This is a genomic window from Sodalis sp. RH20 (genome assembly GCF_047324205.1).
Lineage (GTDB): Bacteria > Pseudomonadota > Gammaproteobacteria > Enterobacterales > Enterobacteriaceae > Acerihabitans.
This window is the reverse complement of the sequence record NZ_CP178733.1, coordinates 2,474,879-2,495,747: the sequence shown is the minus strand read 5'-3', so window position 1 is coordinate 2,495,747 and position 20,869 is coordinate 2,474,879. Positions and strand designations below refer to the sequence as shown.

The 20,869-nt window shown below is 49.6% G+C and carries 22 protein-coding genes; 8 read left to right on the top strand and 14 right to left on the bottom strand.

Annotated features, from left to right (window positions below; translation table 11 throughout):
• The first annotated feature begins 9 nt into the window (after positions 1 to 9).
• The 4 genes from ACL2XM_RS11575 to ACL2XM_RS11560 all read left to right on the top strand — a co-directional run bounded on the left by ACL2XM_RS11575 (position 10) and on the right by ACL2XM_RS11560 (position 3,506).
• Positions 10 to 558, top strand: coding sequence for a MarR family transcriptional regulator (locus ACL2XM_RS11575; RefSeq protein ID WP_126124240.1), 549 nt, complete (start codon positions 10 to 12; stop codon positions 556 to 558).
• Between the two features lie 139 nt (positions 559 to 697).
• Positions 698 to 1,789, top strand: coding sequence for a multiubiquitin domain-containing protein (locus ACL2XM_RS11570; RefSeq protein ID WP_413732973.1), 1,092 nt, complete (start codon positions 698 to 700; stop codon positions 1,787 to 1,789).
• Complete coding sequence (locus ACL2XM_RS11565) at positions 1,786 to 3,168, top strand: ThiF family adenylyltransferase (protein ID WP_413732971.1); 1,383 nt, start codon at positions 1,786 to 1,788, stop codon at positions 3,166 to 3,168. Before ACL2XM_RS11570 ends, ACL2XM_RS11565 begins: the two co-directional genes overlap by 4 nt.
• Before the next feature lie 5 nt (positions 3,169 to 3,173).
• Positions 3,174 to 3,506: a DUF6527 family protein gene (locus ACL2XM_RS11560; RefSeq protein ID WP_413732970.1), complete on the top strand. Its 333-nt coding sequence runs from the start codon at positions 3,174 to 3,176 to the stop codon at positions 3,504 to 3,506.
• Positions 3,507 to 3,927: 421 nt separating this feature from the next.
• Here ACL2XM_RS11560 and ACL2XM_RS11555 read toward each other — a convergent pair whose 3' ends face one another.
• Positions 3,928 to 4,041 carry an AAA family ATPase gene (locus ACL2XM_RS11555; protein WP_413732968.1) on the bottom strand — a complete coding sequence of 38 codons (114 nt, stop codon included), beginning with the start codon at positions 4,039 to 4,041 and terminating at the stop codon, positions 3,928 to 3,930.
• A gap of 544 nt (positions 4,042 to 4,585) precedes the next feature.
• Between ACL2XM_RS11555 and ACL2XM_RS11550 the strand changes: the two genes are divergently transcribed.
• Positions 4,586 to 5,530 (top strand): ArdC family protein, encoded by a 945-nt coding sequence (locus tag ACL2XM_RS11550; RefSeq protein ID WP_413732967.1) that lies wholly within the window; start codon positions 4,586 to 4,588, stop codon positions 5,528 to 5,530.
• A gap of 309 nt (positions 5,531 to 5,839) precedes the next feature.
• Here the strand turns inward: ACL2XM_RS11550 and ACL2XM_RS11545 are convergent, their stop codons facing one another.
• The 5 genes from ACL2XM_RS11545 to ACL2XM_RS11525 all read right to left on the bottom strand — a co-directional run bounded on the left by ACL2XM_RS11545 (position 5,840) and on the right by ACL2XM_RS11525 (position 11,399).
• Complete coding sequence (locus ACL2XM_RS11545; RefSeq protein ID WP_413732965.1) at positions 5,840 to 6,253, bottom strand: hypothetical protein; 414 nt, start codon at positions 6,251 to 6,253, stop codon at positions 5,840 to 5,842.
• A gap of 362 nt (positions 6,254 to 6,615) precedes the next feature.
• Positions 6,616 to 6,900: a hypothetical protein gene (locus tag ACL2XM_RS11540; RefSeq protein ID WP_413732964.1), complete on the bottom strand. Its 285-nt coding sequence runs from the start codon at positions 6,898 to 6,900 to the stop codon at positions 6,616 to 6,618.
• 108 nt (positions 6,901 to 7,008) lie between these two features.
• On the bottom strand, positions 7,009 to 7,755 hold the full coding sequence (mobC, locus tag ACL2XM_RS11535; RefSeq protein WP_413733220.1) for a MobC family replication-relaxation protein: 747 nt from the start codon (positions 7,753 to 7,755) through the stop codon (positions 7,009 to 7,011).
• A gap of 11 nt (positions 7,756 to 7,766) precedes the next feature.
• The gene (locus ACL2XM_RS11530; RefSeq protein WP_413732963.1) at positions 7,767 to 9,638 is read right to left on the bottom strand and encodes a type IV secretory system conjugative DNA transfer family protein; all 1,872 of its coding nucleotides are present in this window, start codon (positions 9,636 to 9,638) and stop codon (positions 7,767 to 7,769) included.
• A gap of 1,248 nt (positions 9,639 to 10,886) precedes the next feature.
• Positions 10,887 to 11,399: an Lrp/AsnC family transcriptional regulator gene (locus tag ACL2XM_RS11525; protein ID WP_413732961.1), complete on the bottom strand. Its 513-nt coding sequence runs from the start codon at positions 11,397 to 11,399 to the stop codon at positions 10,887 to 10,889.
• Positions 11,400 to 11,495: 96 nt separating this feature from the next.
• Between ACL2XM_RS11525 and ACL2XM_RS11520 the strand changes: the two genes are divergently transcribed.
• Together ACL2XM_RS11520 and ACL2XM_RS11515 are read left to right on the top strand one after the other, a co-directional pair.
• Positions 11,496 to 12,959, top strand: a complete 1,464-nt coding sequence (locus tag ACL2XM_RS11520; protein WP_413732960.1) for a pyridoxal-phosphate dependent enzyme — start codon at positions 11,496 to 11,498, stop codon at positions 12,957 to 12,959.
• 756 nt (positions 12,960 to 13,715) lie between these two features.
• Positions 13,716 to 14,165 (top strand): GNAT family N-acetyltransferase, encoded by a 450-nt coding sequence (locus tag ACL2XM_RS11515; RefSeq protein ID WP_413732959.1) that lies wholly within the window; start codon positions 13,716 to 13,718, stop codon positions 14,163 to 14,165.
• Between the two features lie 119 nt (positions 14,166 to 14,284).
• Here the strand turns inward: ACL2XM_RS11515 and ACL2XM_RS11510 are convergent, their stop codons facing one another.
• The gene (locus ACL2XM_RS11510; protein ID WP_413732957.1) at positions 14,285 to 15,025 is read right to left on the bottom strand and encodes an SDR family oxidoreductase; all 741 of its coding nucleotides are present in this window, start codon (positions 15,023 to 15,025) and stop codon (positions 14,285 to 14,287) included.
• A 105-nt stretch (positions 15,026 to 15,130) separates the two neighbouring features.
• Between ACL2XM_RS11510 and ACL2XM_RS11505 the strand changes: the two genes are divergently transcribed.
• Positions 15,131 to 16,030: a LysR substrate-binding domain-containing protein gene (locus ACL2XM_RS11505; protein ID WP_413732955.1), complete on the top strand. Its 900-nt coding sequence runs from the start codon at positions 15,131 to 15,133 to the stop codon at positions 16,028 to 16,030.
• Between the two features lie 46 nt (positions 16,031 to 16,076).
• Here the strand turns inward: ACL2XM_RS11505 and ACL2XM_RS11500 are convergent, their stop codons facing one another.
• The 7 genes from ACL2XM_RS11500 to ACL2XM_RS11470 form a co-directional block, all read right to left on the bottom strand.
• Positions 16,077 to 16,379 carry a TrbM/KikA/MpfK family conjugal transfer protein gene (locus tag ACL2XM_RS11500; RefSeq protein WP_413732953.1) on the bottom strand — a complete coding sequence of 101 codons (303 nt, stop codon included), beginning with the start codon at positions 16,377 to 16,379 and terminating at the stop codon, positions 16,077 to 16,079.
• 77 nt (positions 16,380 to 16,456) lie between these two features.
• Positions 16,457 to 16,858, bottom strand: coding sequence for a cag pathogenicity island Cag12 family protein (locus ACL2XM_RS11495; RefSeq protein ID WP_413732952.1), 402 nt, complete (start codon positions 16,856 to 16,858; stop codon positions 16,457 to 16,459).
• Positions 16,845 to 17,873: a P-type DNA transfer ATPase VirB11 gene (gene virB11 / locus ACL2XM_RS11490; RefSeq protein WP_413732950.1), complete on the bottom strand. Its 1,029-nt coding sequence runs from the start codon at positions 17,871 to 17,873 to the stop codon at positions 16,845 to 16,847. Before virB11 ends, ACL2XM_RS11495 begins: the two co-directional genes overlap by 14 nt.
• Positions 17,863 to 19,101, bottom strand: coding sequence for a VirB10/TraB/TrbI family type IV secretion system protein (virB10, locus tag ACL2XM_RS11485; protein ID WP_413732949.1), 1,239 nt, complete (start codon positions 19,099 to 19,101; stop codon positions 17,863 to 17,865). Before virB10 ends, virB11 begins: the two co-directional genes overlap by 11 nt.
• Positions 19,098 to 19,991: a P-type conjugative transfer protein VirB9 gene (virB9, locus tag ACL2XM_RS11480; RefSeq protein ID WP_413732948.1), complete on the bottom strand. Its 894-nt coding sequence runs from the start codon at positions 19,989 to 19,991 to the stop codon at positions 19,098 to 19,100. Before virB9 ends, virB10 begins: the two co-directional genes overlap by 4 nt.
• Entirely contained in the window at positions 19,988 to 20,671 is a 684-nt protein-coding gene (locus tag ACL2XM_RS11475; RefSeq protein ID WP_413732947.1) for a virB8 family protein, read from the bottom strand. Before ACL2XM_RS11475 ends, virB9 begins: the two co-directional genes overlap by 4 nt.
• Positions 20,664 to 20,804 (bottom strand): hypothetical protein, encoded by a 141-nt coding sequence (locus tag ACL2XM_RS11470; RefSeq protein WP_413732946.1) that lies wholly within the window; start codon positions 20,802 to 20,804, stop codon positions 20,664 to 20,666. Before ACL2XM_RS11470 ends, ACL2XM_RS11475 begins: the two co-directional genes overlap by 8 nt.
• Positions 20,805 to 20,869: the final 65 nt, after the last annotated feature.

Here is a 20,869-nt window from a genome sequence, read left to right as displayed (position 1 = left end):
CTTAATCAGATGAAACAGAAATCACTTATCATCAAACTTTTCGATCTTGTCGGCGACTCTTTTGCATTCGGTAACGAAATGGGAAGAGAGGTCTTTGGTAAGCTCCAGCAGATAGTGGACAATAATCCTCAGCAGAATGTGTTCGGCATTTCTCTTGAAGGAATTGATGCCACCGATGCATCCTTCCCCAGAGAAAGCGTCGTTTCACTTGCAAAGTTGCTTCGTGAAGATAAAGGCTTTTACCTCACAGGAGTTACGTCTAAGGACCTACTGGATAACTGGTCATATGCCGCGACAGCAAAAGACCAGCCGATTTTTGTCTATGGCAGCACTTATAGCATCATCGGTCCTGTGCTGACCGAAGGAACAAAACAGCTCATTGATTTCATTATGCGAAATGAATTTACCACGACTAGCATGGTGGCATCAGAGTTCGACCTCTCTACGCAAAATGCCAGTGGGAAGCTCAAAAAGCTTTATCGGCAGGGGTTTATTCTGGGGAAAAAAGAGGTCGCGGAGTCCGGCGGGCATGAGTTTGTGTATGTTCCGATAAAATAATTCTGATAAATCTGCTTGCGTTAACCAGAATCTAGCGGTATTGTCCTGCATGTTGGTTCGCCAACTTGTGTGATATCTGATAAATCTCTTAAAGTTTATCAGATGTCATTGAGATAACTATCCAATGAGACTGAATCCCATGAACTCTCTCGATACCCTAAGCAGTAAACCACATCACTACATTGAAATTGCTGGTGAAGACCTGCAGTTCCGACAGGTGAATGTCGATGATTTAACTCTTACTGGTAACCAGATTGGCGCTGCGGCGGGTTACAAACCCGACCAGTTGCCTGTGATCCTGCAGTTGCTGGCTAACGGTACACTCGAAAGCCTCAGTCCTGCTGAACTCGCTCGTCCGGGGGCTGACAATAATAAATTTATTGTTGTTATATCTGACCGGACCTACTTCTTCTCCGTTGATGGGGAACGCCTGGAGTGGCCGCTTAATCAGATCACGGGACACACTGTCCGTAAGCTTGGAGAGGTCGCAGAAGGAAAGCGCCTATTACTCGAAAAAGAGGATTCCGCTGATGAAGAGATCCAAGGGCATCAGTTTGTTTCGCTTGAGCCAGAAGGGGTTGAGCGATTCATCAGCCGCGATCCGGTCTGGAAGCTCAATGTGCAGGGTAAAGTTTATTCTTTTGAAACCCCCATTATCAGCGTCAGGGATGCCGTTGTGAGAGCTGGACTAAACCCTGATCAGGCTTGGCATATCTTCTTCAATGTTGAAGGGAGGCCTAAAGAGGAAAAAACTATTAACGACCATCTTGATCTGACAACCCCAGGCATTGAGAAACTGCGTTTGACTCCACGCAATGTTTCAAACGGTGAAGCTGCGGTTGCTCTGCGTCGCGATTTTGAACTTCTCACCAATGACGAGAAGTATCTTAATGAGATGGGGTTTCAGTGGGAAACGTGTGTCAATGAACAATCACGCTGGCTCATCATAAACGATTATGTATTGCCTGAAGGCTACAACCAAAAACAGATCCAACTCGCTTTACTTATCCCTGAGGGGTATCCCATAAGCCTGTTGGATATGTTTTATGTTTTCCCAGCACTTAAACTATCAAATGGTGCTGAAATCCCGGCGACTCAAATTGTAGCGGTTATTGATCGGAACACTTTCCAAGGATGGTCTCGCCATCGTCAATGGGATCCGGACACTGACTCCATCATTTCACAGCTAGCCATGGCTAACGGGTGTTTACTTAAGGAGGTGGGCCAGTGAGCGCAAACACAAATATGGTGATACCAGAAGGTATTCACCAGCAGCTTCATAAACACCTCTTTCCAGGTGATGGCAAGGAATCTGCTGCAATATTGCTCTGTAATCGCAATGAAGGAAGCCGCCTTAAGCTGCTCGTAAAAGAGATCATTTCAGTGCCGGACGACGAATGCGGATCACGTAAAAATGATTTCATCTCCTGGCCAGGGCTTTACCTGGAAAAAGCAATTGATGCTGCGGAAACAGCTTCAATGTCTATCATTTTGGTTCACTCACACCCAGGCGGCCTCTTTGAATTTTCACAGTTTGATGATGCGAGCGATGCCATCACAATTCCTGCTCTTTATCAGGGTGTCAATGCACTCCATGGTTCTGCAATCATGATACCTGATGGCAGAATACGGGCCCGTTTCTATAGTGAAGGTATCAACGTACAAGACGTAGATCTTGTCAGTGTACCGGGGGATGACATCTGCCTCTGGCGGCCCGATGATGAAGTGCCGCAAAAAGAAGTCATTGCATTCACCTCTGGAATGACTTCGTGTTTTAGTCATCTGACCGCCGCGGTTATAGGCGTTTCAGGTACCGGTTCAATTGTCGCGGAGCAGGTAACTCGCCTGGGTTTTGGTAAAATATTACTCGTTGACGATGATCATATTGAAAAGAAGAATTTGAACCGGATCCTGAACGCTACGCAAGAAGATGCCTCACACAATGTGTCTAAGGTTGAGATGTTTGCCGCTGCTGTTAGCAGGATACGTGGAGAAAACGTCGCGACTGCAATCCACAGCTCAATATTAGCTAGGGAAGCGGTATTAGCGGTTGCTGATGCTGACGTTATTTTCTGCTGTGTGGACAGCTACCAGGGACGAATGGTTGTTGATCGAATTTCTTCTGCCTTCCTGATCCCGCTTCTTGATGTGGGCGTAATAATACCCACTCACATAGAACCCGAAGACGGTTTAAAGATTACCGATGTTAGCGGCAGAATTGACTATGTAAAACCCGGTGGAGCAACGCTGCTTGATCGCGAAGTTTACACGCCAGCACTTTTGCATGAAGAGATGATCGCAAAGAGGCAGCCTGAACTTTATGAGCAGCAAGTGGCTCAGGGATACATCACCGGCATTCAGGAGGAAGCGCCATCGGTCATTACACTTAACATGCGGGCTGCCTCTGCATGTGTTTCGGAGTTTATTGCCAGATGCTTCCCTTTCCGTGAAGACCCTAATGATCACTTTTCCCGTACGCGTTTTAGTCTCTCTGCAGCTGATGAGGATTTTTATAAGGAAAATGCATTTTCAAAAAAGAATAATCTGCTCCTTGCCGAGGGATGTAACGAACCCCTGCTTGGTATGCCTGAACTGAGGGCTGAAAAATGAATCTTATGAAAAAAATGTTCGCAGCATTAATGCTTAAGGCCGAACCTATCCTCCCTGCAAGGCGTCTGGTTATTGTTGATGGGGATATATTGCCTAATAAAATACCCTGGCGGAGGGTCATTTTGACAAGAGATGGGGGAGAAGACTGGAGTGTGGGTTTTAAATGCCCCTGCGGATGCGGTTCGGTCATAGAGTTGCTTCTTCTTAAAGAGGCCAAGCCACACTGGCGTTATAGTATTGATGAAAAAAATATTCCCTCTCTTTATCCCTCAATCTGGCTAAACACAGGCTGTAAATCGCATTTCTGGCTAAAGAATGGACGTATACACTGGGTTTGAGTTTTAACGTAAAAATACGTGATGAAAAATATTTCAGAGGCCAGTGATTTAAATTATCAGCGAAGAAGTACAGTTGAACTTCGCCCGATTTTTATTTCAACTCACATACCAAGTCTGTTCCGGGAATAAAAGTTTTCTTATTACAATTGACCACTGAGCTTTTAATACCAAGGTAGACTAAAAAGTATGTATTTTTGCTGATAATCAACCTCCTAGTAGTTTGGTGATTTATTGATATTTTGTAGTTAATTTATGACGTTACACTTATGGTAAATTGCGTGAGAAATAGTGGGCTATACATACATTAGAGAAGTAGGGTGTTAGACCTCTTGGGAAAGACATTTTTATTATGTGGTTTTTTTTCAATCCATTGTGCACTAATGAGAGAGCGAAAAATATTTTTCATGCAAGGTTTCGGACATTAAAAATCCCCACTATTATTTCGTCCAACGATTATGGTTGTCTGTTCTGCCAGCATTAGCGCTACATCTGGTAAACAGCGAAAATTCTTGATTTTAACCTGCTGAATACGCATGGATACCCTCGGTATCAGCCGTTTTGGGATTGTTGATTAACGCTAGTTATAGTTTTCAAATGTGATCAAGTGGATTATGTCGCACTTTAATCAGTCTGTTCGTCCATAACTTCAGTCCATCTATGCTCCCGAAGCCTGTAGCTATACGGTTAGCTCTCCATTGGAGAAAAAATAAAACAGCTCTTATATTTTTTTACTGCAAATGTGAGAAACCGATCATCTGTTTTCTGATTGTATTTTATACACAAGGTTTAAAAATAGTCATGATTTAATGACCTTGATTATTTTGCTGGCGTTACCCCAAACCCCAAACCTCTTTTCACCGCTGTGGAGTAAGTGGCGCTACATCCGTTCGTGCAGGTCAGTTTTTTCTCCCGTGTGCCTTCCGTTCCCGAATCAGCTTCCGGTTAATCGTTTCCCAGCACAACCCATCCCGCAAGGATAAATAGCACGCATTCTGCGTCCTTGCAGGCTGGAACGATGCCGGGAAAGCGAACCGTCAGGCGATACGAAGACGAAAATCACACACTGACGGAGAAAAACCATGACGATTTACCTGCATACCCAGACAAGCGCCCCTAACACCGCAGCGGCGACCAGCGTATCCCCGCTGGACCCGTCAGGCTCCTCAAAAACGAAATTTTCCAAAACCAAAACTGATATTTATCAGACCGTCACTGATAGCATCATTTCTGCGCTAGAAGCAGGCATTAAGCCGTGGTCCTGCCCGTGGCAGCGTGTACCGGGCATGTCAGGATTACCTTCAAATTACGCGACTGGTGCTGCTTACAGTGGAATGAATATCATGTTGTTGTGGAGCAGTGCGTCCGAGCAGGGATTCAGTGATTCACGTTGGATGACTTACAAACAGGCGCAAGCGGAAGGCGGGCAGGTGCGTAAAGGGGAACACGGCACTACCGCCATTTTCTATACCACACTGGAAAAGGAAAATGACGACGGAGAAACTGACTATATCCCGATGCTGAAGACGTTCACCGTGTTTAATGTTGAGCAAATTGATGGTTTGCCTCTGAGTGACGAAGCCGTTTTCCCGGCAGAGAGCTTTGAGCCGTTACCGCAGGTGGAAGCGCTTTTCCGTAACAGTGGTGCAACCATCATTGAGAAGGGACAAAACGCCTTTTTTGCACCGTCAACCGATGAAATCCGTTTACCTGAACGTTGTCTTTTTACCGATGCGGCCAATTTCTACGGCACCGGACTGCATGAGCTGGTTCACTGGAGCGGGGCAAAAAGCCGACTGAACCGTGAAATGAAAGGGAAGTTTGGCAGTGAGGGATATGCGTTTGAGGAGTTGATCGCCGAACTGGGAAGCGCGTTCCTGATGGCGGATCTGGGGATCGTTGGAGAGGTGCAGCATGAAAGCTATATCGCTTCCTGGCTGAAAGCACTGAAGAACGACAAACGCTATATTTTCAAGGCCGCCAGCGCGGCATCCAAAGCGCATCGTTATTTGATGGATAAGCTTTGAGCGGGAATGAACTGCAAAGGAATGCGGCTTTGCGTGTAGGGGGCTTTTAAAACAGTAACGCTGTAGGGACATGAGTGAGGCGGAGCGCAGACAGGGCGAGCACCGAACAGTCATGTTCCTGCAGTGGAATTAAAACAACCCTAAGGAGGGATTGATGTGTAGTTACTCCATGTGATTAATTGCATTAGCTTATATCGCTGTACAGCTTCCTCGTACAGCACACAAACAAAGATGATAGTCAGCTATGAGCGAAAGGCGCACATTAACGCCGAGTTAATGAGTGGCTGAAAGCGGTTGCATTGTTATGTGTTAGTGTGTCTTAATCAAAAAGTATACAGCCTTATATTGACTGCCATACATCCTGTAAGGTTGAGTTTCTTTTGCATCACGAAAGAAATTCTTAAAAGACTCCAAGTTAAAAACAGGACTGTTCCTTACAAGGGCTAGAATGTCCTCTTTTTCTAGCAAATATCCATTTTTTTCCATCTTACTTATTGGATTTAAATATTCATGATAATTACTTTGTGCTAGAGCTAACCATGCGTAATTCTGACAATTAGATAGTTCCCATATATCTACTGCTCTAGGGCAACCAGCTATCACTGGAACTCCTTTTTCTTCCCCTGCTTTATTAAAAGCTTCAAGCTCCCAATTAATGGTGACATATATTTCACCACTATCTGGGTCATTAAGTTTTGGCCTGCGCGGAAACATTACTAGCACATGAAACAGGTCATCTTTATGAAGTTGTCTTGAGATCTTACTAAACTCTCGAGATATCTACGGAAAAAGAGGAGCAACATGGCTATATTGTTCCTGCAAAATCTTCTTTAGTGCTGGTACTAAATAGTACTCAGCGCTATGTTCACTTATGTAACTAGTCGCCATACATCTCCTTGCAACTAATGTCCCATTCACCGAGATTTTACTCATACCATATGCCTGAGAATTTAACCAGTAACTTGAGTCAACAAAAGGGATGATGAACTGAAGTCTTCCACAATGCTCTGGTCCGTACCTAGCACAAAGTAGCTCTTCAGACTAGGTTTAGCTCTGTACCATCATGGTGTTAGATAAAATCTGAACTAAGATAGATTAATATCTCCTCGGAGTGCATGTAGCCGCCGTTCCAGATTATCCAGTCTTTCTTGAAGGCCATGACTCTGCTGCTCAATATTTTCCAGTGTTTCTGACAGAACATCACGCAGTAGCACAAAATTTGCTTGTAGAGCATACACAAAATCGTTGCCGCGTATCAGCAGTTCTTCGCGTGGCATGCCTTGCTGTGCGGAATGCGTCATCCATGTGACCAGCGCTTTTGCGCTCATTTCAGTCAGTACGTCCGCAAGTCGGTCAGTTTCTCTGTTCATTTTGGTGTCCTGTCTGTTCTGATTTTTTGGGGGGTATTTCGAGGGGTATTATTTCAGGTCGTTGCGCTGCTGGTTGGGTCGGTTGGGACTGTAAGTGATAGAGAAGAACTATATGCCGTGGTCTAAATCGATCCGTTGCAACTCGTCGAGCGTATAGATGCGAAAGACATTCCGGTGGCGGGTTTCCAGCGGGATGTGCTGATGGTTAACGATGACGTGCCTGATGCTATCAAACAGCCGTTCAAGACCGCGCTTTTTCTGCGGGTCCGGCACGATATAAAAAACGTAAATCCAGTCTTTACGGGTTCGGGCAAGCAAATGACTGGCGATGATCGACTGATATCGGGCTTTGGTTTTCAGACGGCGCTCTGTCTCAATGGCGATCACGGTGCCGCCGGGTAGGGTGATTAGTCCGTCCGGGCGGTGGCTGACCTGATAACGACTGAGGAAGGTTGTGCGATCGCCATTTATCCACCCGGATGCGCCTTTTTGCTCAAGGATAATCCGGGCTGCCTGATTATCAAGGTGATGTTCCAACGTCCAGCCGGTGATTTTTGAAGGCTCAAACCGCGCCGGGAAAAGCGCATCGTCGGGGGTTAATACAACGGCCAGCCCGTCAGTGGTTATGCCCCATAATGAAATTTTCATCGTGCGCGATACCAGGACATGTTTTTGTATCAAGCCCATACCCTCGGCTTTTGAAAGCAGGGAATACAGTGATTTATGATCCCTGAAACCGAACAGCAGCATCAGTGTTTTAAAGTCACTGTACGTTTCCTCCTTCAGAAAATTCAGCAGTCGTTGTATTTTTTCGTGGTGTCGCGTCTGGCGTTCGCTGTATGCGGTGATAAGCATCATTCCCCCCTTTAAAAATCCAGCAATGACGGGTTTTCCTCTTTATCGGCATTCGGTGTTGTTGTGTCTTTTTCGTCCGTATCAAAAAAAAGATCGCGCCGCGTTATGGTGATATCCGGCGTTGATGCCGGTCCGGGGGAGGCTTCCTCCTCGCCAAAATGCAGGGTGATGTTTACCGTTGCGGCGGTGGCGGCAATCGCGGGCGACACGGCGCAGATCTCCAGTTCGCGTTTCTTCACCCTGATGGGCGAAATCAGCGAAGCAGAGGGGAGTGTTTTTGTCGTAAAAATGAAGCTAACAAAATCGGGTAGATTCAGGATCATATTGCTGTCGGTAAAGAAACGCTCGGCCTGCCTGATGGTGCGTTCGTCGTCGATAGTCTCTGTCAGCACGGCATCGGTTTTCGCTTTGCGGACCTCGTCATCCACTAATATGGTGCCTGACATCCTGGCCACCCATTCCGCGGTGTCCGGGTCCATGACACGGTAAACCAGTTTGAATTTGGCGTTCTCAACGACCGCGCCGACAACGGCGTCACCTTTCAAATCTGCCGGACAGTCTTTTAAATCGGCAATCGACTGGTGGTCCATAATAATATGCACGCCTTTATCGCGTGCCGCGCCTAAACCTTCCAGCGCGGGCCTGGATAAATGGTATTTCAGTTCGGAAAGATAAATAGCAATGGGGCGGGGCACGTCTTTCACCCGCTCGCGCCTCTCTGCCAGCTGGTACAGGCGTACCAACAGCATGCGCTGAGTGGTAATGATTTTGCTGTTGCGCATTGAACCAATCACATAACAGCAACCGCCTTCCTTAAATATCGTATTAAGCGAAAATCCAGTGGGGGCATTAATGGCATTGAGTAAAGCCAGCTCTTCAATTTTCCCGAAAAAGGCTTTTATCTTATCTGCAGTACCCTGAACGTAGTCTCCGTTATACACATCCCGAATGGTTGAGGCCGTATTACGGGTGACAAACTGCGCGGCTATCCGCGCCGCCTTCCGGTCGTCAATCCGATAAAAGTCAGATTCCTGCCCTTTTTCCGCCAGGCTGAAACCGGCAACAAACAATTCTTCCAGTTCATCTGGCGTGATGCCTTCAATCAGATTTAACTGGTATTGTTGTTTCCGCAGGTCAATCAGTGCAAAAGGTTTTCCTGCATCCTCGCAGGCTTTGCGGTAAAGGTGGGGTGCCCATTCATCATCCTTGGGGTCCATCACAAATACGCCTTCACCGGCCAGAATACTTTGATAAAGTAATATCCCGGTGGCAACGCCTTTGCCCGCTCCGGTGGTGCCGATAATATCTGCGTGTTGTTTTTGCCAGTCTTTTAAAGGCAGATACATCGGCTGAACATCGCGGTCCATGCCGATAAATAACCCTTTGTTCAGGTCGATATAATCCAGCGGGTCATAATGCAGTGTTTCCGGCAGCAGTGATTTCACCGTACGGACATCGGTGCGTAATTCCCGTTCAAGCGTGGTTTTTCTGACGAGGCGTTTCTTTATTTTGTCTAATTCAGGGGTTAATACCCTGCGCAACAGAATATGCAAAATAAAACCCGTTACGGTAAAGGCAATCAGCACCGGCCATGCCAGAACGGGAATGCTGGCGACTACACGGCCTTTATAAAGCCACTGGAAAATCCAGATAACAACCGGGGCCATCGTACCGCAAAGAAAACACAGCAGGGAAAAAGCAATCATCAGCTTTTGCCACAGCGGGGCTTTTTGCCGTTCATCGCTTTTCATCGACGCGAAAAATGGCATCGTCAGCCCCGATAACAGCGCCAGCATCAGCTGATGCTGTTGCATAAAAGCAATGAAGCTAAGCGCGCCATTCACTATCGGCGACAGTGAAACGGCCAGCTTATTTAAAATCACGTTGCCTCCTTCATCAGCGGTTCGCCCCATGACATCGCCCCATCAGTTCGCCCCACGGTGTCGGGCGAAAAGGCGGGGCGAGCGTATGGGGTAAAGATGGTGGCCGCTGTGCGGCCATATGCAGGAAAGCATGCTTCCCTGCACGTCACGGCGTGCGCCAGTTCACGCGGGCTGGACGCCCTACTTACCTGTCGCATGGGGGTAATGTCGCGGCTGGACGCCGCGCCAAAACCCCCGACGTCAACGGCGGCACACCGTCGCCCGCTACGCGCGACCACCCCCTTTGAGACGCCGTTTTTCGCCTATTTTTTCTTTTGTCCGTTCCGGCCAAGCGAAAAAATGGGAAAACGCCTTCAAAGAGGGTGGTCGCGCCACGCTACCGGCTTTTGGCCGGAGACTTAGCCGCGACGGTGTGCGGGGCTAGCGCCCCCCAAATAAACCGCTATCGTAGGCGATAGCTTTTCGCTCGCTGGGGCGGCGAAATTTATTCGGCTCCCCCCGGCCAGCTCGGTTCACCTGGGGGTGAACGCTCGCCGGTGGGTTCGGCGACGCAAATTAGCAATTTCGTCGAAATTGAATTTACTCCCCTCACGCTAATTTTAATCCTATGCTGGAGCCTAGGATTAAAAGCCAAAAAAAACCGTCTGTGAGTATCGTTATTACCATTACTGGTTGACGTTTTAGATGCGATGAAATTAACAATCTTGTAGATTGAATTTCAACGCTGAGTTCGGTAGTAATGAAAATATAATAGCCTTCGATTTGAAATTTTATGGATAGATATAATTCAATGCGGGCAAAAAATTTTGCGCTGGTGAAATGCGAATTACGGCAGCGTAATTATATATTGAAAAGACAATCAACCTCAAAGTAATAACTTCGATCCCTATTCCTGTGCCGGAATTAATAATTAATATAGTGGGGTTGATTTTCACGGCTAAAACCGTTGCGCGAAGATCTCACCCTTGGTAAAATATCTCTGGCTTTGAATGATGATAAAGTCATTGTGGTAATGTGATTTTTCTTGGAGAGTGTTTAATTTTTGCCACATATGTTTTATTGTCCTGACATTCGATGATGCAAATTCTTTTTGCGCTTTATTTTATGATATCCACGAAGTTCTTATATTGGCTGTTTTTGTCATATCCTTTTATTTAAAATGCGCCTTTACTCTTTTATACTATCAGCATTGTATTATCGGCAAATACTCAGGTGTGTTTGCAAGCATGACTCCAGCATTTGTGGGGCTTAATCTGGTGCGAGGGGCAGGGCTGTGCCGGATTTTACTTTGCTCATCACTACCCAGGTAGTAAAACTACGTACGTTCTGTTCGGCCATTATGACCTCTTGCGTAAAACGTTCATAATCCAGAAGATCGCGGCAGACTACCGTCAAAATAAAGTCATACTCTCCGGTGACGTAATAACACTGTTGGACTTGTGCTTGCTTAAGCATCGCTTGTTTGAAAGATTTGATCTGTTCGTTGCGTTCTTCAAGCAAATCGATACCCACCAGGCAAGTCACGGGGTAGCCGAGAGCGTGAGGGTTCAGTGTAGCGGTTTCCTGCTCAATGATGCCATCCGTGCGCATCCGTTTAAGCCGCCGTTGCACCGCAGCAGCCGACAGGCCAACCTCTTCACCGATGCTTTGCGCAATATGGCGGGTATCGCGTTGATAACGCGCCAAGATACGGCGGTCGAACTCGTCGATAGCGGTTATGCTGTGGCTCAGTTGCGGTTTAGCCGCTTTTTTATCGCTCATTTATCCGTTAGTCCGCAAGAAAGTGCCTGAATATGCCGTCACCAGGCGCTGCAACGCCGTTAAACTACGTTAACACTAACGGCAGAGGGGGAAAAGATGTCCAGAGTGCTCACTATTATCACCGACAACGCGCCGGGATTGCATGGCATTGCCGGTCCGGTCATTGATTTCGATTCCGAACTGCGGCGGATTATCGGCGATTTGCAGGCCACGCTGGCGGATTTTCGCCTGGGGGCTGGTTTTGGCCGGGCGATGGCCGCGCCGCAGGTTGATATCCCGCTGCGGATTATCGTGCTGCAACTGGGCGCCCGTCCTTTTGCCATGATAAATCCCCGTATTTTATGGCGCAGCGACGCTATGCAGGAAGTCTGGGATGATTGCCTGAGCGTACCGGAGGCGATCGTCAGGGTGCTGCGTCATATGAGCATCAGCGTGGCATGGCAAGACGAACAGGGTTTCTCTCATCAATGGGATAAGCTGCCGCCGGATATGTCGGAACTGATCCAGCATGAAATCGATCACCTCGACGGCATCTTGATGACCGACCGGGCGATAGGTGCCGATGCCATCCGACCCATAGCCGAACGTTCAGCCCTGATCGACGGACAGCGGCCCGCGCACCGGCTCAGCCTGGACCATATTCGCCAGGCGCCCGATGCCATCGACCCGGTATTCCTTAATTCGCCGCAGTACGAATGCCCCCAGTTATCGGCTCAGCTCGGGCGCGCCGTATGGCTCAAAGTGGAAACGCTTAATCCGCTGCGCTGCTTTAAAGGGCGCGGTGCGGGCCTGGTTATCGCCGGCGCGCTTGCCCGTGGCGAATTGCGTCCGCTGGTCTGCGCCAGCGCGGGCAATTGGGGTCTGGCGCTGGCGTACTATTGCCATAAGGCCAGCCTGCCGTTGACGGTATTTGTCGCGCAAAATGCCAACCCGCTGAAAATTGGGGCCATTGCAGCCTATGGCGCCGATATCAGGCAGGTAGGCGTCGATTTTGATAGCGCCAAGGAACAGGGCCAACGATATTGCGCCAGTATCGGCGGCTGGTTTATCGAAGACGGCCTAGAGCCGGAAGTGAGCGAAGGGGCCGGTACTATCGCTCTGGAGTTGTTGTCAGCCGGTGTTCCGTTCCGTGCAATCTATATCCCGGTCGGCAACGGTGCGTTGGTTGGCGGTGTGGCACGCTGGATCAAAGCGTCGGCGCCGGATATCCGCATTATTGGCGTGTGTCCGCGCGGCGCTGACGCCATGTACCAAAGCTGGCTGACGAATCGGGTGGTGATCGGCGAAGTGGTGAATACCCAGGCCGACGGCCTGGCTGTGCGCGTGCCGGTGCCGCAGGCGCTGGAAGATATGCGCGATTTGGTGGATGAAATGATATTGGTTGAGGAGGAGCAGATAGCCGTGGCGACACGTTATGCGCTTAAGTATGCCGGGCTTATATTAGAGCCTTCCGGCGCGGTATCCCTGGCTGGCATTTTGTCACATTTGCCAGAGGAACCTGCGTTACGCTCTGGCCCGGTCGCTGCTATTCTGACCGGAGCGAATATAGCATGTGACTAAGCGTCATTATCTGACAATATTTTTGTATATCAAACCGCATGGGGGCCAACTTTCTCACTGGCAATCAAACCGAGATCCCTAATGTGTGCCGTCGGCGAAACTATTGTGATAATGCCGTAGCCGAATTGTCCGTTAAAAAAAAGTCGTGGCGATATCCGGCAATGTAAGATGAATATTGTACAACCTGTTAAAGTACCTTTTTTTGAGGTTAAAAATGGCCAAGTTTGCGGATTTATCTGTTGAACGTCATCGCTATCAGGTTTTGGCGATTTTTTTGGTGGTGCTATCGACTCTTCTTTATGTCATTGGATATTCAATATCCAAAGTAATGGTAACATCGTATGGATTCCCAGCCATACAGGTCACTTTCTTGAGATGTAGCATTGTGCTTATAAGTGGACTGTCATTAACCCTGGCAGCCTCAACCGGAATTACCTGGCGTCGAATCTGGTTATTGTTCGTTCCTTGGAACAAAGAGCGGCGGCTGCGGCGTTATTATGCGACTCATCCATGAACTCAAAGCGGCAAAAAACTATCAATCGATAGTTAAAGTTGATTGTATTCGACTGTTTTTCAGACAATTATATACTTGAGAGATACAGCCTATTCCTCGCCGGTTACAGCGGGGTGAATAGTCATCCACACTGCCGCTTAGTGAGTACGCTCGGCGTATGAGCGTTCTTACCCGGCCTGTACCTTTACCCGGTGAATGCTATCAGAAAATGCAAAACGAGAGGGACTGATTCGATGTTTTACATGGCTGAAAGAAAGGATATTGACACCATCGCAGAAATTGTTAGGGAGACCATATCCTCTACTTATCCGAAATATTATCCAGATGGTGTGGTTGAATTTTTTTTGAATTATCATTCTACTGACAGTATCAGGAATGCAGTTGATGCTGGAGGGGTTTATATTCTCACCGCTCAAGGAAAAACAGTCGCCACAGGGAGCATAAAAGATAATGAAATATGCAGGCTGTTTGTTTTACCATTATTTCAGGGTAAAAGACTGGGCAGTTACATGATGGACAAGCTTGAGACACTGGTGTTCGGTTACAGTAACGAAATCAGACTGGATGCATCTTTACCTGCCTGTGGTATGTATCTCAAGAGGGGCTATAAGCCCGTTTCTTTTGAGTCGGTTCTGACCACATATGACCATCGGCTTTGCTATTTTATTTTAAAAAAAACAAAAGATAACTGATCCGGCGACTAAGGAAACCGGAAGCTAGAGTCCTTTAGCGATAACGACACACCATTCATGCGCTGCGCGATAACGCTTTCAGGGGGGCTTGATCACGAGCATGAGAAGCGCCAGTCAATTCAACGTTTCGTCAAACCGCCATCAACAAAGTACTGGCTACCGGTGACAAATGAGGCGTCGTCCGACAGCAGAAAGAGGCCGACAGCCGCCGCCTCTTCAGCCGAACCCACCCGCGCCAGCGATAATCGATTTACCACATCGGCTTCAAACTCTCTTCGGAAGTTGTCGCTCATGAAATTCCGGAAATTGGTATCGATGGGGCCGGGCACCAACGTATTAACGCGGATACCGCGCTGACCCAGCGCTGATGCCCAGCAACGAACGAGCGATATCAGCGCGCCTTTGGTCGCCGCATACAAACTTGCCATCTCTGCGCCTTCATAGGCCGATGTCGACGCGGTGACGACGACGGATGCCCCATTATTGAGATGGTCGGCTAACTTTGCCAACTGGAGCACGGGACCTCGTACGTTAGCAGCCATCAACGCATCAAATGCGGCGGCGTCTATGTGCTCAATCTTGCCGACCGTTGCATATCCAGCATTAAGCCAGAGTCCATCAATTCGCCCATGTTCGCGGATTTTGTACGCCAATGCGTCAGCAGCAGTGGGATCTGACGCATCGTTCTGTAAAACCACCGATCCATCGGGCAACAGAGTACGCAACTTTTCAAGCTGTTCAGGATCGCGTCCCGTGGCTATGATCGAACCTCCTTCAGCCGCAATACGTTTAACTCCCGCCAGACCAATACCGCTGGTGGCGCCAGTGACAAGGATTTGTTTTCCAGAGAACCTGTTCATTTTTTGTTTCCCGCTTTGTGAAGCCTCTACCGGAAATGGTAAACCTTGTTCTTTTGTTTGATAATAACCTTTATATCAATCGAACTGTTTGAGAATTCAAGCATAATGCGCGGTAGCGAATACGCAGAACTCAGGGCTTTTGCGGCAGTTGTTGAGCATGGCAGTTTTTCCAAGGCTGCGGCCCATCTCGGTATCACTTCTTCGACGTTAAGCCTCACTATCCGCAAGCTTGAAGAGCGCCTGGGGGTTCGTCTGCTCCATAGGACAACGCGCAGCGTGGCGGTGAGTGGTGCGGGGTTACGAATGATGCAACGGCTGGGACCCGCGCTGGAAGAGCTCGAAGGTGCAGTGACCGATGCGGTTCAGGAGGCAGATCGCCCGTCTGGCCTACTGCGGCTTAACGTTGCGAGAGTGGCTGCAATACACTACCTGGCGCCAATATTAGGCGGCTTTCTTAGCGCTTTCCCGGATATCACAGTGGATGTGGTGACGGATGACCGACTGATTGATATCGTGGCCGAACGTTTCGATGCCGGGATACGGCTTGGTGAAAAGCTGCATCGTGATATGGTGGCTGTCAGGCTCAGCGGCGATCTGGAAATGAAAGTCGTTGCCAGCCCTGCTTATCTAGCGAAGGCAGGGTATCCACGCAAACCACAGGATCTGGTTCGCCACCGGTGTCTGACCTATCGCCGTCCAAGCGACAACAGCGTTTACCGGTGGGAATTCCAGCGTCAGAGTGAACAACTGGAAGTGAACGTCAAGGGCGCTCTGATTGTCGATGAACCGGCGATGCTTACTCAAATCTCACTGGATGGTGCAGGAATAGCGTATCAGTTTGCACACCAGGTCGATCCCTTTCTGGAAAATGGACAGCTGATACAACTTTTAAAAGACTGGACGCCCGCTTTCCCTGGTTTTTATGTGTACTACACCAGCCGCCGGCAAATGATCCCACCATTACGGGCTTTTCTTGATTTTTTGGCAAAGCGTTCCATTTCATAGCTTTGACGTCATAATGAGCTCACCCGGTAAACATGCCGGTAATTGATCAACTGCGTACACGGCCAAATTTACTAATAATCTGGTTGATAATCGTCGGGTCCGCTGATTCACATTCAAGCAGAAATTCCTTGCGGGCATCGGCTGTATGGCTAGGCAGAAAGCCGTGTTTGTTCTTTTTTACGATATTAAAGAAAGAACGCTCGGCAGAGCGGCATTCATTTCCACCGCCGTTTCCCGTCGTTTTACCGTACATACATAAATTGACTTCACAGGCATCAGCAGCCATCGCAGGGGATGACAATAACGACGCAATACAGAAAAAAAATGCAGGTAGCATGATCGATTTCATGTTAATGACCTTTGGTTGAAAATGAGCTATTGAATCGACGGGAGGGGTTATCTGGATAAGCTAGGGTGTATATGGTGTTACCGATAAAACTCAATATTTGTTGTATTACATGTTAGGCAATTATTCAGTTTTGGCAGGAAGGTAATGGCGCCGGAGTAACCGTTATGTCGTAGCCAGGTTTTCGCCCTGAAATAACCGTCACCATCCGGTGCGTTAACGATAACCTGATTGGAATGTACCACGGCATACCAGAGATTGGGCGGATAGACCACATTAGGGTTGAAGCTCATTTTTATTGACCAGTGGTCATCGATTGTGGGAGACGGCAAAATAACCCGGTTCTCTGACCACTGTGGAAGACTTGTATTCATTTCCACGCCGGGTTTATCCCATTCGGGCTGAACGGGCTCCGGTGGGGATGAACAGCCAGAAATGATAACTATCATCGCGCTGATTAAAAACAGGTCAATCGTTCGCATCGTTGAAGGTCTCCTTCATTTTATCCAGGTGAAGATATTTATAATAGATATCACCCATCCGACGAATATCGCCGTGAATATCAATACTGACGATAATATCTACGCTTTTAAGCACCTTGCGCAGCAGTACCGCAAACGGAATATTCTGGCAATCAGGGTTCTCAAAACAGCGGTCAATAATGCCTTCAATACAGTCTTGCGGGCTGCCCGCGTGCAGGGAGGTGATAAGTCCTTCATGACCGGAGCCGATGATTTTCAGCGCGTCCCAGGCTTCCCTGCCACGAATTTCCGCCAGCAGAATGCGGTCTGGGTTCATCCGGTAATTGGCCCGGATAAGTCTGCCGGGGGTGACGATGGCATTGTCCCCGGCGTCCGCCGGATAAAACAGATGAACGTAATTGGCGTGGTGGTAAAACCGGATTTCGGGGTTGTCTTCAATGGTGATGAGTCTCAAGTGTTGCGGTATATAATGCAGCAGCGTTTTCATATAGGTCGTTTTACCTGACCCGGTCTCACCGACAATAAACAGCGTCTTACCGTACTCAACGGCCTTTTCAATAAAGCGGGGGACATCCCCGCCGTTATAATATCGGGCCAGTTCATCGTCCTTGCTTTCAGTTCGCTCCTTACCCGCCACCCGGTTATAAAAACCGGCATCAATCCAGGACTGATGCGCTTTCTGTTCGAATGATGGTTTGCGCAGCGTGATGGAAACCGTATCACGCTCACAGGCCGGGGGAATAATAGTCTGGATACGTTCACCGGATCCCAGCGTGGCGGAGAGGATTGGCGACGTATCATCCACGTTGTCCTCATTCCATGAAGCCAGTGCTTTGGCAAAAGCGTAACACTGACGCAGCGTGACCGGGGCGTCGTGCCGTTGCCATTTTCCGCGAATTTTGGTGTGGATCTCGCCGGGGCGGTTAATGGCGATGTCGGTCAGACCCTCCAGCGGGAGAAAATCACCGAACAGCTGATTTTTCATAAAATCAAGAGACAGGTTTTCAGTCGTCATACACCCCTCTCTGTTTTATGCGCAGTTGATAGACGGAGGAAAAATCAATATCGGTGCCGGTCATGATGCTGATAACGTCGCCCTGGTTCAGATACATTGTGGGTGGAATATTGATGCTGTTCTCCAGCGTCGTTTTCGCCATTTCCGACGCGGCTGCGCGGGTGTTTTCGGTATAGTCGGTGTTACGGTCTTTTCCCGGAGCTGAATCCGCCGCTGCCGCAGCCACATCCTGCACGGTGCTCAGCATCAGGGCATTACCGAAACGCGCCCAGAAGTGGGTATCAATCCAGCCTGAAATACCCGCCTCGCCCAGCGGGCCGGTGGCCCCGGTATCCGTAAGCGGAATTTGCAGGCTACCGGGCTCCGGCGTGCGTAACTCCGTCCAGATGATAAACATCCGGCTGCGTCCGTGTTGCAACGCCCCGGCGCGGTACACGCCCCTGGCGACGGTGCCCGCCGGGAGCAGCTTCACATGGTTGCTGGCGCTGTAGACATCCTCGCTGATAAGACACGAAATCGTACCGCCCACATCGGAGACAAACCGCCGCATCATTGAGCAGGGGATATAGCGATCAACCGGGATGTAGAGATCAGGATCGAGGTTCAGCCGCCTGACGCCGGTGACCTTAGCCACCCCAGGCTTTTCATTGTTGCCATTGGTATCGGAGGCGGTTGTCGGACCGCCGGTCGGCACCGCGCTGTCGCGCGGTTCGATTCGGGTGATTCGCGTGTTGCCTCGCTGCGCGGTCCCGGTGGCGTTGCTCAGCCCGTCAGCCAGCGCCGTCGCCTTGTTCAACGTGGGCGGTTCCGGTGGTGAGGGTGGCACGGCGGTTTGCGTCTTGTCCTTGTCCGCCGTCGTTTCCGGCTTGTTTTGTCCGAACAAACCGAACGGATTATTATCCATGCCAAGGTTGGTTCGTGCATGTTGTCCCGCGCCGGTCGAAGGCGGAGGCGCGGTGTCGGCTTCCTTTTCGTCACCCTTTTTCAGTGCCCCGAGCAAGCGATCGCCGCCGAGCGCCAGAGCAATCAGCAAGGCCAGGCTAAGCAAGCAGACCAGCAGCGTCCGGCGACCGGACGCTTTTCGAAAGCGGGTCACTTCGGGCTGACCGGGAGGCGTTTTTTGTTCCGACTCCGGGCTCGCCATCGCCAGCCGGGCGCGCTCGCGGGCTTCTGCCTCCAGTTCTGCCGTGGTTTTTTCCGTTGCTTCCGGGAAGGATTTGTCTGTCATTTGTCCTCCAGCGTGACGGCGGGTGATACGGTGTCGCCATTGGCGACCGTGGCTTGCCCGTATGCCGCGTTTTCAATCCCGACCACGGCATTGCCGTAGCGCAGTACCAGGCGCGGCGACAACGTACGCACCACCATCACGGTGTAATTGCCCTGACTGACGATCCGAGGCGTGACCGCCTGCTCCTGACCGTTAACCATCAGGAAGGGAGAGGGCAGGATTTTGACCGGTGAAAAGCCGATATAGATAAAGCGGCCATCATCGTAAGTGAAGTCCGGCGCTATGGACGCCGAGCCTGCCGCCACCTGTTTGGTATAGCGCCAGTTGCGTGGTGTGGTGGCTTGTTTGAATGCCGTTGCTATCTGCTGTTTTTCCTGTGTTTCGCGCAGCATTTTCAGACGGGTCGCGCTGGCAGCGTCTGATTGCCGGCGGGCCTCATCTGGATAGCGATAGCGGATGACAAAAGCCTGCGAGGGCGAGTCGTTATCCAGTACGTTCAGCTCCAGGCTGTAATCGCGTTTTGACGTCACCACAAAGAGATTGGTTTTCCAGTCTTTCGCGGTCGGCAGAAAGACCTGACTGACATTATTGCCGTTGGCGTCCGTCACCGGCTGGGTAATGGGGTTCGGGCTGACGCCCACCCGGTTATCACTTTTCGTGACTGTCCAGCCTTTGGGAAAGCCCGCCTGCGCATCAATAACCTCCTCATCATCGTCAAACAGCAGCGTGGTGACGTAGCCGGGGCGGGTATTGACGACCGTGGCGTTCTGGCTGTTGTAAAAGACATTCTGCATCCGGCTGTCCCAGGCACTTCCACGTGGCATGGCGGCCCCCCAGGCCATGTATGACGCCAGGATAAGGGCAAGGCCCAGACTATTTTTCAGCATCATTCAGTCCTCAGTTCTTTATCGCGCTGGTAGCTGGTGACGATGAAGCCCATCGGGTTCACTTCGCGCTGGCTGTCGGTGAGTTGTTTGCGTGGGAGGTAGCGGTACGTCAGGCGGATATTCCAGACATCCGTTTTGACCGAGTTATCCGCAATGCGGCGAATGGTGCGTCTGATGCGCAGTGTCGCCAGATGGTCGGGCGCTGTGGCGAGGGCGTGAACGTTAGAAATAATGTCAATATACACGACATATTCCGCCTTATTGAAAATGACATCCGGAGCCTGGTCGCTGTTGAACCCGTCCAGATAATCTTTATTCACGCTGTCGCTATTGAATAACTGCACATCGTCATAATCGCGCTGGAGTGAAAAATAGTTATACCCTTCGCGGAGTCTGACGTAATGCGCCGCTAATGAATGCGCAAGGGCGTCTTCCGTGGAAATATCCCGCTCTTTAATACGGGTCATATAGTCATAGCGACCGGTCTGTGTATCCACCGACCATAACTCAATGTCGGTGGTTTTCAGTGGCAGCAGGATAATCAGGGTCGCAATGGCCATCGCGGCAAGAATAAAGCCGACCGCTGCCATCAGCCAGGCAACCTTTTTTTCACGCGCATCCTTTTCCAGAATGATGGCTTCAAACGTTCGGGACGACGCAAGGACTTTTTCTGTTTCAGACATGTTTTGTCAGCTCCTGAATGATGGCCGGAGTGTTCACCGGTTGTGGTTCGCCGGATACCGGCGGGAGGGTGACGTTATGCTGTGTGCAGCCCATGAGCGCGCACAGCATCAGAAAGGCGATGCTGAGTTTCATATCAGGCCCTTTATTTAACGGATGCGGTGGCGTAAGTGTTATCGCCACGGCGCGATACGAGTGCG